The organism is Protofrankia sp. CiP1_Cm_nod4, from assembly GCF_982290645.1.
The window spans coordinates 1-12,221 of record NZ_CEVIVC010000121.1; the positions used below are offsets into that span (position 1 = coordinate 1).

General features: G+C 71.3%; 12 protein-coding genes. 5 read left to right on the top strand and 7 right to left on the bottom strand.

Going from position 1 to position 12,221, the window contains the following annotated elements:
* Nucleotides 1-2: 2 nt before the first annotated feature.
* Nucleotides 3-509 (bottom strand): MaoC family dehydratase, encoded by a 507-nt coding sequence (locus tag AC5LSR_RS18810; RefSeq protein ID WP_250285580.1) that lies wholly within the window; start codon nucleotides 507-509, stop codon nucleotides 3-5.
* A 730-nt stretch (nucleotides 510-1,239) separates the two neighbouring features.
* On the opposite strand from AC5LSR_RS18810, the gene AC5LSR_RS18815 reads away from it, so the two are divergent.
* Complete coding sequence (locus tag AC5LSR_RS18815; RefSeq protein ID WP_250285579.1) at nucleotides 1,240-2,130, top strand: LLM class F420-dependent oxidoreductase; 891 nt, start codon at nucleotides 1,240-1,242, stop codon at nucleotides 2,128-2,130.
* 35 nt (nucleotides 2,131-2,165) lie between these two features.
* Here AC5LSR_RS18815 and AC5LSR_RS18820 read toward each other — a convergent pair whose 3' ends face one another.
* Nucleotides 2,166-2,906, bottom strand: coding sequence for a suppressor of fused domain protein (locus AC5LSR_RS18820; RefSeq protein ID WP_493468745.1), 741 nt, complete (start codon nucleotides 2,904-2,906; stop codon nucleotides 2,166-2,168).
* Nucleotides 2,907-3,293: 387 nt separating this feature from the next.
* Here AC5LSR_RS18820 and AC5LSR_RS18825 point away from each other — a divergent pair, with 387 nt between their 5' ends.
* Nucleotides 3,294-4,754: a TerD family protein gene (locus AC5LSR_RS18825; RefSeq protein ID WP_493465217.1), complete on the top strand. Its 1,461-nt coding sequence runs from the start codon at nucleotides 3,294-3,296 to the stop codon at nucleotides 4,752-4,754.
* 302 nt (nucleotides 4,755-5,056) lie between these two features.
* On the opposite strand, the gene AC5LSR_RS18830 is transcribed toward AC5LSR_RS18825, so the two are convergent.
* Nucleotides 5,057-6,256, bottom strand: a complete 1,200-nt coding sequence (locus AC5LSR_RS18830; RefSeq protein WP_250285829.1) for an acyl-CoA dehydrogenase family protein — start codon at nucleotides 6,254-6,256, stop codon at nucleotides 5,057-5,059.
* 483 nt (nucleotides 6,257-6,739) lie between these two features.
* Here AC5LSR_RS18830 and AC5LSR_RS18835 point away from each other — a divergent pair, with 483 nt between their 5' ends.
* A complete protein-coding gene (locus AC5LSR_RS18835) occupies nucleotides 6,740-7,831 on the top strand; it encodes a glycoside hydrolase family 6 protein (RefSeq protein WP_250285828.1) in 1,092 nt (363 codons plus the stop codon).
* Between the two features lie 155 nt (nucleotides 7,832-7,986).
* Here the strand turns inward: AC5LSR_RS18835 and AC5LSR_RS18840 are convergent, their stop codons facing one another.
* The 3 genes from AC5LSR_RS18840 to AC5LSR_RS18850 are packed head-to-tail and all read right to left on the bottom strand — an operon-like array spanning nucleotide 7,987 to nucleotide 8,914.
* The gene (locus AC5LSR_RS18840; RefSeq protein WP_250285827.1) at nucleotides 7,987-8,385 is read right to left on the bottom strand and encodes a type II toxin-antitoxin system VapC family toxin; all 399 of its coding nucleotides are present in this window, start codon (nucleotides 8,383-8,385) and stop codon (nucleotides 7,987-7,989) included.
* Complete coding sequence (locus AC5LSR_RS18845; protein WP_250285826.1) at nucleotides 8,382-8,663, bottom strand: type II toxin-antitoxin system Phd/YefM family antitoxin; 282 nt, start codon at nucleotides 8,661-8,663, stop codon at nucleotides 8,382-8,384. The genes AC5LSR_RS18840 and AC5LSR_RS18845 overlap by 4 nt, the downstream gene beginning before the upstream one ends.
* A gap of 59 nt (nucleotides 8,664-8,722) precedes the next feature.
* Nucleotides 8,723-8,914, bottom strand: a complete 192-nt coding sequence (locus AC5LSR_RS18850) for a hypothetical protein (protein ID WP_250285825.1) — start codon at nucleotides 8,912-8,914, stop codon at nucleotides 8,723-8,725.
* A gap of 562 nt (nucleotides 8,915-9,476) precedes the next feature.
* Here AC5LSR_RS18850 and AC5LSR_RS18855 point away from each other — a divergent pair.
* Nucleotides 9,477-10,790, top strand: coding sequence for a magnesium transporter MgtE N-terminal domain-containing protein (locus AC5LSR_RS18855; RefSeq protein WP_250285832.1), 1,314 nt, complete (start codon nucleotides 9,477-9,479; stop codon nucleotides 10,788-10,790).
* The gene (locus AC5LSR_RS18860) at nucleotides 10,790-11,440 is read left to right on the top strand and encodes a DUF1003 domain-containing protein (RefSeq protein WP_250285824.1); all 651 of its coding nucleotides are present in this window, start codon (nucleotides 10,790-10,792) and stop codon (nucleotides 11,438-11,440) included. Before AC5LSR_RS18855 ends, AC5LSR_RS18860 begins: the two co-directional genes overlap by 1 nt.
* A 183-nt stretch (nucleotides 11,441-11,623) precedes the next feature.
* Here the strand turns inward: AC5LSR_RS18860 and AC5LSR_RS18865 are convergent, their stop codons facing one another.
* A complete protein-coding gene (locus AC5LSR_RS18865) occupies nucleotides 11,624-11,908 on the bottom strand; it encodes a chorismate mutase (RefSeq protein WP_250285823.1) in 285 nt (94 codons plus the stop codon).
* Nucleotides 11,909-12,221 lie beyond the last annotated feature (313 nt).

Sequence of the window (12,221 nt, forward strand, 5' to 3'; positions counted from 1 at the left end):
GGTCAGGAGCCGTTGGGGACGGGGCGGCCGGGCTGTTCGCCGCCACGGGCCTCGCCGTAGGAGCGCTTGGGCACCATCACCTTGCGGCGGTAGATGCAGACCAGGGTGCCGTCCTGGTTGTAGCCGCGGGTCTCGACCCGCACGATGCCCCGGTCGTCCTTGCTCTTCGACTCGACCTTGTCCAGCACCTCGGACTCGCCGTAGATGGTGTCGCCGTGGAAGACCGGCTTCACGTGCCGGAGGGACTCGACCTCAAGGTTGGCGATGGCCTTGCCGGAGACGTCCGGGACGGACATGCCGAGCAGCAGCGAGTACACGTAGTTGCCGACGACGACGTTCCGCTTGAACTGGGTGGTCTCCTCGGCGTAGTGCGCGTCCAGGTGCAGTGGATGGTGGTTCATGGTCAACAGGCAGAACAGGTGATCGTCGTATTCGGTGACCGTCTTGCCCGGCCAGTGCTTGTAGACCGCGCCGACCTCGAACTCCTCGTAATACCGGCCGAACTGCATGATGCGCTCTCCTCGCTCTCCCGGAGTTCCCCGCCGCGGCACGACGGGGCCCGCCGTCGCGAACCCGCCCGGGCCCGATCCTTCCAGGTCGGCCGGGCACCTGCCCGATTCACGGCCACACCCGATCGGTAATTGCGGAAAGTAGCTATTCGATCGCCTCTTGACGGCGGTGCGGCGAAGGGCTGGCAGCGTGCCAGTGGCCGGGTGAACGGCGGCCGGGTGAACGGCGGCGGGGTGGCGATGGCGGCAGAACACCGTGTGGTGAGGTGCGATGGCGGCACGGCGGTGACAGGGCGGTGGCGCGGCGGTGAGCGTGGGGTGTCCACGCGCGGTGCCCCGCCGGCCACGGCGGCCGCGCCCGGGGAGCTCCGGCCCGTCCCAGCGTGGCCATGCCCGCCGACGTCCGTCAGGATGGGGACGGCGGCAGGGACGACGGCGGCGACCGGGATACAGCTGCGACCGGGGTGGTGACAGGGCGGGACGACGACGGCCGGCGCGTGCCGGTGACGGCCCGGAGATCCGGGCCCGGCGGGGCCTCGCCGGGCCCGGCCGGGCCGGTTGGGACCGGGCTTCCGCCCCGCCACCGCCGGGCGGGAACTCCGGGACCGGCGGGACGTCCTCTGGCGCGGAAAGCCGGCGCGGGAGAACACGACCGTGCCGCCCGCGGCCCTCCCGGCGAGAAGCCCCGGGCACGACCGGGACGTGAGACGTGAGACGTGAGGAGTTGGCGATGCTGCTTGGCGTACACGTGGTCCGGTTCACCTGGCCGGGCGGAGCGGAGGCGGTCGGGCCGGTCCTGGGGCGTGCCGCCCGGGTCGCCGACGACGCGGGCGTGGCCCGGCTCAGCGTGATGGATCACTACTTCCAGATGGAGGCGATGTTCCCGGCCGACGAGCCGATGCTGGAGGGCTACACCACGCTGGGGTTCCTCGCCGCCTACACGTCCAGGCTGCGGCTCGGGCTGCTGGTCACCGGCGTGACCTACCGTCACCCCGGACTGCTCGCGAAGATCATCGCCACCCTGGACGTGCTGTCCGGCGGACGCGCGGAGCTCGGCATCGGCGCCGCCTGGTACGACCGCGAGCACCACGGGCTGGGCGTGCCGTTCCCGCCGGTCGCCGAGCGGTTCGAGCGGCTGGAGGAGACGCTGCGGATCTGCCGGCAGATGTGGAGCGAGGACAACGGCCCCTTCGCCGGCCGGCACTACCAGCTCGCCGAGACGCTGTGCGTGCCGGCGCCGGTCAGCCGGCCGCGCGTGCCGATCCTGATCGGGGGCAGCGGGGAGCGCAGGACGCTGCGCCTGGTGGCGACCTACGGTGACGCCTGCAACCTGTTCGCCCCTTCGGTGGACGTGGTCGCACACAAGCTCGACGTGCTGAGGGCGCACTGCGACGCGGTCGGCCGCGACTACGCGGAGATCTCCAAGACGATCATCTACAACGGCGACGCGCTGGCCCGGGAGGACGCCGGCGCCTTCCTCGCCGATGCCGAGCGGTACGCGCGCCTCGGCATCGACACCGTGATCGTCGTCCCGCCCGGCGGTGAGGCGGTGGACGCCTGGGTCGAACGGATCTGCGTCCCGGTCGTCAAGAACCTCGCCGACATCGCCGTCACCGGCTGATCTCTCCTGGACGCTGTCCCTGCCGGACGGTGCCCCTACCGGTCGCCGGCGTCCAGACGCAGCCCGACGCGCCGGGGATCGCGCAGGTCGGTGCCGGCGGCCAGCCAGCGCCGTTGCAGTTCGGCCGCCCCGTGGACCCGCTTGAACGCGGACTCGTTCGGCGTCATCGGCAGGACCGGCAGGAAACGCACCGGCGCGCGGACAGGCGTCCGCGCCGGCTGCCGGCCCGCGGGCCCGCCCGGCAGGGACGGATCAGGAGCGGGCGGATCGTGATCAAACAGCGTCGGATCTTCCAGTGCCGGATCTTTCGGGGACGGGTCCGGTAGCGGCAGGTCCGGGATGAGCCCGCCGGGTTCGGCGACGAGGACCGCGGTGAACCCGGCGCCGTCCCACAACGGTTCACCGAGGTCGAGGCCGGCCCCGGCGACCACCGGGACGCCTTCGACGGCCGGGATCGCGGCCAGCAGGGCCAGCCGGCGGGCCACGCTGTCGCGGGGCTCCTTCAGCGAGAGCACCAGTTCGGCACGGGGCCCCGCCGGGTCGAGCACGGGGGAGGCCGGATCGCTCATCGGGCTCCGGGACATCCCGAGGGTCGCATAACGGATGACCCTCTCCGTCGGGTGGCTGAAACGCAGCACCTCGATCGGTTCGGAACCGAGAAACGTGATCTCCGCGCGGCCCGTGTCGGGGCCGAACTCCCGCAGCAGGTGCGTCTCCACCCGCTTCAACACCTCCGGAACGTCCACAGCGCCGACTCTAAGCCGCCTCCGGCGGATATCGTCCGGCGGACGGCTTCCCTGTGGACGGCCTCCGGCGGACGGCTTCCCTGTGGATATCGACCGCCCGGGCGCCGCTGGTCCGCGCGAGCGGGGATCCGCCGGACGCGGCCCGAATCCGGATCCGGGCAGCGCCGGGAAATTTTCGGCTCCGGAGAGGCATATCAGGCCTATCAGGTGGAACCGTGGATCGGGGCCGGGTCGTTACCCGGTCGGGCGCGTCCACCGTCATGGGGGAACGGGCGGCCGCCGGGTGCCGGTTGTCGGCCGGGAGCCGGTATCCGTCACGATGGCCTCGCGGGAGTCACGCCCGCGGGCGTCGAACAACATGCCGATCAGCAACATGCCGACAGGCGGACAGGCGACAGGGCAGATGCGGAGGCCACCATGGCGCAGGTGCTGAGCAAGGGCGCGAACGCACCGTTGTCCACTACCGATGTACGGGTGGAGATCAGTTCGTCCACCCCGTTGGACATCGCCGCGCTGCTGGTGACCGCGAACGGCAAGGTCCGCTCCGACGCCGACTTCGTGTTCTTCAACCAGCCCACCGGGCCGGGGGTACGCCTGCTCCCGCCGTCCGCGCTCGAGTTCACCCTGACGCAGGTGCCGGCCGACATCGACAAGGTGGTCGTCACCGGCAGCCTGGACGGCTCCGGCACACAGACCTTCGCGGCCGTCAGCGGGCTGCGGGTCGTCGCCCGGGCCGCCCGGGGTGAGGAGATCGCCCGCTTCGACCCGGTCGATCTCACCGTCGAGAGCGCGCTGATACTCGTGGAGCTCTACCGGCGCCAGGGCGCGTGGAAGGTGCGCGCCGTGGGGCAGGGGTACGCCTCCGGGCTCGCCGGCATCGCCACCGACTTCGGGATCACGGTGGACGACCCCGGCACCCCGCCGGTCGACCCGCCCACCCAGATCGTCACCCCGCCGCCGGGGCAGCGGTGGGGAGCCCCGACGGGGCAGCCCGCGCAGCCCGCCGAGGCGGGGGGTGGCTGGGGCGCGCCGTCGTCCTCACCGCCGCCGGCCCAGCCGCCGCCGGCCCAGCCGTGGGGGCAGCCGCAGCCGCAGCCGTCCCCGGGCCCCTGGGGGCCGCCGACGCCGGCACCGGCGCAGCCCGCTGGCGGGCAGCAGCACTACTGGGGTGCGCCGCAGGGGCAGCAGCAGGCGCCGCCGCAGGGTGGCGGCTGGGGCGGCGGCCAGCCTCAGCCCCCGGCCGCGCAGCAGGGCTGGGGCGCGCCGCCGTCCGCGGCGGCCGGCGGCGGGGGCGGGGCATCCGTGAACCTGGACAAGGGCCGGGTCTCCCTGCGCAAGGGCCAGAGCGTCTCGCTGGTCAAGACCGGGGCGCCGCCGCTGACCCGGGTGCGGATGGGCCTCGGCTGGGATCCCGCGTACAGCGGGCGCCAGATCGACCTGGACGCCTCCTGCATCCTCTTCGACGGCCGGGGCAAGGACGTGGACAAGGTGTGGTTCATGTCCAAGAAGGGTGCCCGCGGCGCGGTCCGCCACTCCGGCGACAACCTCACCGGTTCCGGTGAGGGCGACGACGAGACCATCTTCGTCGACCTGGCCGCGCTTCCGCCGAACGTCGAAGCCCTGGTCTTCACGGTGAACAGTTTCCAGGGGCAGCGCTTCACCGAGGTCCGCAACGCCTTCTGCCGGCTGATCGACGACTTCACCGGCGCCGAACTCGTCCGGTTCGACCTGTCCGAGTCGAAGCCGCAGACCGGGCTCGTCATGTGCAAGGTGGTCCGCCAGTCCGGCGGCCCGAACTGGACGATGACCGCCATCGGCGAGTTCCACGACGGCAAGACCGTGCGCGCGATGGTCGGCCCGTCCAGGCAGTATCTGTAGAGTAACGATCCGTGCGGACGAGGGGCGGCCGTGGGGTGGCTGGGTCCGGCCGTGTTCCGGGCCGGCTGCCGGGCCGGGGCCGGGGCTGACAGCCGGCCCTCGGCCGGGGCCCGACAGCAGTGCCCGGCATAAAAAACTAAAGCCGCACACGATGTTTCTCGTGATGTTCTCCCGCGAGAACCCGTGGATATCTCACGAGTTCTCGCGGGAAGTCTTCCGCGGTTTCCACGGCTTCGTGCATTTTGTGGCACCGCCGGTTCCGCGGTTTTTCGTGGCCGTGCGTCCCGCGGCGGTCCGGCGGCCTACTGCTGCAGCTTGTAGTCCCGCAGCAGCGCGCGGCTGATGATCCTCTTCTGTACCTCGGACGTGCCCTCACCGATGAGCATGAACGGCGCCTCCCGGAAAAGCCGCTCGATCTCGTACTCCTTCGAGTAGCCGTATCCGCCGTGAATACGGAACGACTCGGTCGTCACCTCGTAGCAGTATTCGCTGGCGAGGAACTTGGCCATCCCGGCCTCGACGTCGTTGCGCTGGCCGCTGTCCTTCTTGCGGGCCGCGTTCACCATCATCAGGTGGCCGGCCTCCACCTTGGTCGCCATCTCCGCCAGCTTGAAGGCGATCGCCTGGTGGTCGGCGATCTGGTGGCCGAAGGTGCGGCGCTGCTGGGCGTAGGCGATGGCCAGCTCGAACGCCCGGATCATGATGCCGCAGGCGCGGGCCGCGACATTGACCCGGCCCACCTCCACGCCGTCCATCATCTGGTAGAAGCCCTTGCCGCGGCCGTCGGGGCCGCCGAGGACCGACGACGCCGGCACCCGGTGGCTGTCGAGCACCATCTCGGTGGTCTCGACCCCCTTGTAGCCGAGTTTCTCCAGCTTCCCGGGGATCGTGATGCCCTCGTGGGTGCCGAACCCGGGCTCCTTCTCCAGCAGGAACGTCGTCATGTTCCGGTAGACGGAGTCGGCGCCCTCGTCGGTCTTCACGAGAGTCGCGACGAGGGCGGCGCGGGCACCGTTGGTCAGCCACATCTTCTGGCCATTGATCACGTAGTCGTCGCCGTCGGGAGTGGCCCGGGTGGTGATCGCGGACACGTCCGAGCCGCAGCCGGGCTCACTCATGGAGAAGGCGCCGCGGATCTCCCCGGTGGCCATTTTCGGCAGCAGCCGCTGCTTCTGTTCCGGGGTGCCGTGCTGGATGAGGAGGTAGGCGACTATGAAATGCGTGTTGATGACTCCCGACACGCTCATCCAGCCGCGGGCGATCTCCTCGACGACCAGGGCGTAGGTGAGCAGCGACTCGCCGAGCCCGCCGTACTCCTCGGGAATCGTGATCCCGAACAGCCCCATCTCCTTCATGGCCTCGACGATCGCCTCCGGGAACTCGTCCTTGTGCTCGAGTTCCGTGGCGTATGGCAGAATCTCTTTGTCGACGAATGTGCGCACAGCCGACAAAATGTCGGCCTGGACGTCCGTCAGACCATCGGTCTGCGCGATCCTGCCCATGGTGTCCGCTTCCTTTCTCGCCGTACCGTGGTCGGCCCGTGCCATTTCTGTACCGGCTGTCGGGAATCACGTGCGGGTCGTCGTATACTTATGAGAAGTATCACGGCATTCGCGGGCGGGCGCCAGCGACGCCGGCGGGTGGCCCCTTGCGCGGCACCGTCCCGGCCCTGGCGGCATCCCGGCCCAAGGCCCGCCCGCCCGTGCCGCCGCCCCGGCCGCGATGACCGTATGGCGCTCCGCGAACGTGTGGCGGGGAGGCCTGCCGGCGAACGCCGGCCCGCGCGGACGGCCAGCGGGCCCAGCGGGCCGTACGGCCCGGCCGGGGGCGTTCGATATCAGCCCACCGAGCGGCATCGGGGGCACTGCACAGTATCAACAATCACTGTCCGTATCGCCTGATATCGGGTAGATAGCCCATAAAGTAGTCCGCGAGGGGGCTTGATGTTGTTGTTCTGACGCGACCGTTGTGCCTCCGGAGGCGTTGTGCGCTCGTTTCTTCGCAAGGCCCGTCAGGGGCCGCTGGGCAGGATCCCGCAGGAGGTGCCCGTCTGGCGCCACCTCGCCGCGGCGGCGACGATCGCCCTGGCCGCGGCCGGTGTCCTGACGGCCGGCTACCGGCCCGGGGACGCGGGGACGCTGCGAGCGCCGCTGTCCCCCGTCGCCGCGGACAGCCCGGACGCCGCGGCGGCCGGCAGCCCGCTGGCCGGCGCCCGTTTCTATGATGATCCCGACAGCCAGGCGGACGCCGCCGCGGCCCGGCTGCGCGGCCAGGACCCCGTGAACGCGGCCCTGCTCGACAAGATCGCGAATACTCCGCAGGCGATGTGGCTCGGCGACTGGTTCCCGACCGCGCGGGTCCGCGCCATCGTTGCCGAGCGGGTCGACAGCGCGCGGGCCGCCCAGGCGGTCGCGGTGTTCGCCGTCTACCACATACCGGCCCGCGACTGCGGCGGCTACTCCGCCGGCGGGGCGAACTCGCCGGACGAGTACAGCGCGTGGATCTCGGAGGTCGCCGCCGGCATCGGCGCCGGCCCCGCCGTGGTGGTACTCGAGCCGGACGCGATCGCCGGCGCGGACTGCCTGCCCGCCGCCGGCCAGCGGACGCGCTACACGCTCATCCGCGAGGCGGGCACGCTGCTGACCCGGCACGGGGCCACCGTCTACCTCGACGCCGGGCAGCCGGACTGGCGCAGCGCCACCGAGATGGCCGGCCGCCTGCGGCTTGCCGGCGTCTCCGCCGTGCGCGGCTTCGCCCTGAACACGGCGAACTTCGTCGCCACCGCCGACCTGCTGGCCTACGGCAACCAGATCGTCGCCGAGCTCGGCGGCAGCGGCCACTTCGTCGTCGACACCAGCCGCAACGGCCGCGGCCCGGCCCCGGACAGGCAGTGGTGCAACCCGCCGGGCCGGGCGCTGGGAGCCCGCCCGACCACCCAGACCGGCGACGAGCACGCGGACGCGTTCCTGTGGGTGAAGGGCCCCGGCGAGTCCGACGGCACCTGCAACGGCGGCCCCCCGGCCGGCGAGTTCTGGCAGCCCTACGCCCTCGACCTGGCCCGCCGAGCGCCCTATTAGCCCGTCCCACAGGACGAGCCCATCCCACCGGCCGCCACCGGCACAAATACGTCCACCGGCACAAATACGTCCAGCAGTACAAATACGTCCAGCGGCACCGCTGCCCACCGCGTCCGCATCCGTTCCCAAGGTTCTGGGATCAGGGGGTTCTGGGATCAGGGGGCGCGGACGGGGAAACCGAGGTCGAGGGCGGCGGTGGCCAGCCGGCGGTCGTAGGTGACGAACGCTGTCAGGCTGTCGCCGAGCCGCCGCGCGGCGGCCAGATGGATCGCGTCGAGGGTGCGCACCAGCGGGCCGGCGACCGCCCCGGCGTCGTCCAGGACGGGCCGGTCCAGGATGATGTGGTCGAGGCGGTTGAGCATGGTCACCGCCGCTTTGTACAGGTCGGCGTCGTCCGCGGTGGCGCGCCGTACCGCTCGGACGACCTCGGCGCGGGCGAGCAGGGAGGTCACCTGGGGATATCCGGCGTGCGCGCCGAGGAAGGCGCGCAGCGCGGGTGTCTCGGCCTCGGTGACGACCAGCTTCACCAGCGCGCACGAGTCCAGGTAGATCAACGATCGTCCTCGGCGCGCATGTCGAGGAGTACCTCCGACAGCGCCGGCCCGTCCGTGCGTGGGGGCCCGGGCTCCCAATCGGCGAGACCGCCCTCGCCGGGCTGGAGCACTCCTTCGTCGATCAGCCGTGCCCGCGCCTGGTGGAGGTCGCTGGGTGGGGTGAGAACGGCGATAAGGCGGCCGCGTTCGGTGATCTCGATGGTCTCGCCGGTCTTGACCCGGTCGAGGATCCTGGAAGCGTTGTGCTGGAGCTCCCGTACGCCGATCCGTTCCATCATGACGCACATGATATAGCCCCATGTGCGTCAAGGCTGTGGCGCTGTGGATAAGCAGCGAGTCAGCTTGCCTGTGGGTAGGGCTTCGCGGACAGGGAGTCAAGAAGCGCGTCGAATGCGGCGTCACTCTCACAGATCACCGACCGGCCGGCCGCAAGGTCCGCAAGCGCTTCATAGATCATGCGCTCGGTGTCGGGATCCGCGTCGATCTCCTCGACGTCACGGAGAACACGCGGTAGCTCGGACTCGCTCATGCCTGCTCCGCCTCCCGTGCCGTCTTCGTCTCGTCGGGACGTATCTTGAACTCGAGTACCAAAAAGTACTGCAGATCGTGGCTGTCGCATCTTCGGACCTCGGCCATGGGCGACGCGCCACCGGCCCTGTCGTCTCGTCCCGGAGTGCGAGTACCCGCTGGCAGCGCACTCGGGGCCTGTTCGGGGTGCCCTGTGATCCGTCCATCTCGCTTAGCGTACTCACCTGGACACGCGTCAACCGGCTTCCGTGTGAGCCGCAGGCGCTCCCACACCCTCAACCCAGCCCCCCGACCGGGACAGATGAGTGCGCGGACGGAGCGACTACGTGGTTCCTGGCCTCGTCACGGCGACGGTTTCCACGTCATGGCTCCGTTCACTGACAACATCGCCTGGATCGGGAGCCGTGAAGGTGGGGGTAGCCTCGCGCCGTGAGGCCGAACCATCAACCGTTGCGGTGGTCGGCCGTGACGGCGGGTATTTGGCTGTGGCGGGCGTCGCGCCAGGTGTTCGGTGGGGCGGGTGTCATGACGGGTGGTCGGCGGTGACGGCGGTGTCGGGGCGGATGTTCTGTCGCCGACTGGCGGGGCTGCTCGTCCTCGATCCCAACGGGGACGTGGTCGGACGGCTGCGGGACGTGGTGGTGATGCTGCGGCCGGGTAGCCAGCCGCCCCGCGTCCTCGGGCTCGCGGTCGAGGTGCAGCGTCATCCGATCTTCGTCCCGATCGGGCGGGTGACGGGGGTGGAGTCGGGCGCCGTGGTGCTCTCCTCGGCCCGGCTGAGCTGGCGCCGGTTCGCCCAGCGTCCCGGTGAGACCCTGGTGCTCGGCGAGCTGCTGGACCGGCAGGTGACGCTGGTCGCCACCGGCGCCCCGGCCACCGTGGTCGACGCCGCGATCGAACAGGTCCGCGGCGGGGACTGGGTCCTCGACCACGTCGCGGTACGCATCGGCCGGCGGCGCCGCGGCGAGATCCGCACGGTCTCCTGGGCCGAGGTCACCGGCTTCTCCCTGCCGGAGGAGGACCAGGGCGCGGCCAACATGCTCGAGGTGTTCGAGAAGCTGCGGCCGGCGGACCTCGCCGCGCTGCTGCGGGACCTCTCCGACAAACGCCGTGTCGAGGTGACCGCGGCCCTCGACGACGAGCGGCTCGCCGACGTCCTGGAGGAACTGTCCGAGGACGAGCAGGTCGAGCTGCTCGGCGGGCTCGCCGACGAGCGGGCCGCCGACGTCCTGGAGGCGATGGGCCCCGACGACGCCGCCGACCTGCTGGGGGACCTGCCCGCCGGGGATGCCGAGCGGCTGCTGCGGCTGATGGAGCCGTGGGAGGCCGCGCCGGTCCGGCGTCTGCTCGTCTACCCGGACCGGACCGCCGGGGGCATGATGACCAGCGAACCGGTGATCCTCGGCCCGAACGCGACTGTGGCCGAGGCGATCGCGCGGATCCGGGCGCCGGAGCTCTCCCCGGCGCTGGCCGCGCAGGTGTACGTGGTGCGCCCCCCGTTCGAGACGCCCACCGGGCGCTACCTCGGCCTCGTCCACTTCCAGCGGCTGCTGCGGGAACCGCCCGGGGCGCTCGTCAGCGGTGTCGTCGACGTCGGCATCACCCCGCTGCGGCCGGAGGCGTCGCTCCAGGAGGTGACCCGGCACCTCGCGTCGTACAACCTGGTCGCCGTCCCGGTGCTGGACGACGGCGCCCGGCTGGTGGGGGTGGTTACTGTCGACGACGTGCTGGACCACCTGCTGCCGCCCGGCTGGCGGGAGCACGACCTCGACCCGGACACCACGGGGCCGGACGCCACGAGCCGGGACGCTACGAGCCGGAACGTCACGAGCCTGGGTGGCTCGGGTGCGGGTGGCTCGGGTGCGGCGGGGACCTGATGAGGCTCCGCCGCCATACGGGCAGACTCGATCAGCCCCGTCCGTCCCGCCGGTCGGCGCTGGTCCGCCGTCCCTACGAACCGGACGCCTTCGGCCGGGCCGCCGAGCGGATCGCCCGGTTCATCGGGACCGCGCGCTTTCTGGTGGTGCAGAGCATCGTGGTGGTGCTGTGGATCGGCTACAACATCATCGTGCCCCGTGACCTGCGGTTCGACAACTACCCGTTCATCTTTCTGACGCTGGCGCTGTCCCTGCAGGCGGCGTATGCCGCGCCGTTGATCCTGCTGGCGCAGAACCGGCAGGACGACCGGGACCGGGCCAACCTCGCACAGGACCGGGAACGGACCGGACGCCAGCTCGACGACACCGAGTACCTCGCCCGCGAGATAGCGGCGATCCGTATCCGGGTCGGGGAGCTGGCCACCCGTGACTACCTGCGCTCCGAGCTGCGGGCGGAGCTGCGGGCGCTGCTGGCCGAGTCCCTGGGGACCCCCGTGGGGACTTCCGCGGGAACCCCCGTGGGGACTTCCGCGGGGACGGATGCGGGAACAGGTGAGGACGCCACCGCCGGGCATCGCCGCGGCCCCGGGCCGTGGGAGCGGCGGCCCGAACGCGGCAGCTCCACCGACCGGCGGCTCCAGAGCCCGTGAACCAGCAGACCCGACCGGGAAGGCATCACCGGGGACGGCATTCACCGGTGACGGCGTCACTGGGGACGGCGTCGCGGAGGGACGGCGTTACCGAGGGAAAGACGTCGCCGGGGAGCCGGGAGCGTGCCTCGGGGCGGGAACTCGGCTGGCGTCCGCGGGCCGGGGCGTTCGCGGGACGAAGGCTTATGCGAGGGATCCTCGGCACAGAGTGAGAATGGACAGGGCGATTTCGACCCCGCGGGGCCCGAGCTCCCGCGACCAGGCTGTGATGATCGCGTTTTCTCGCTCGTGCTGGATGCGCGGGCCGCCGTCCGCGGAACGCAGCGCCTGAATCTGCCGGGATATCTCCAGACGGGCGCCGACGAGCGCGCGGAGCTGTGTGTCGATCTCGTCTATGGCCCGCCGGCCGTCCGCGATCGAGGAGACCGTCGGTGCCGGCGTGGCGGCGGGAAGCGCGTGGCTTGTCATCTGGGCTCTTTTCATCCGGGACCCGGCCATCCCGGAGCCGGACAGGCCCGGGGAAAGTCCGGGCCTTGAGTCTCGGCGTGTCGCGTCAGATACGCGGCAGTGCAGGGACCGTGCCCGGTCCCTGGTAAAAATGATCCGGCGATCTGCTCGCGCGGCGCGCGCAAAGAGGAGATCCACCAGGCATGGCTACCAGCATGCCAGCCGGGATTGCCACCGTCCAGCGGTCCGTCCGGCTCGCACCGTGACCGCACATGACCCAGAAGCGGGCGGGACGTCACGCCGATGGCTCCGGGCGTCACCCGAATGCCGGGCA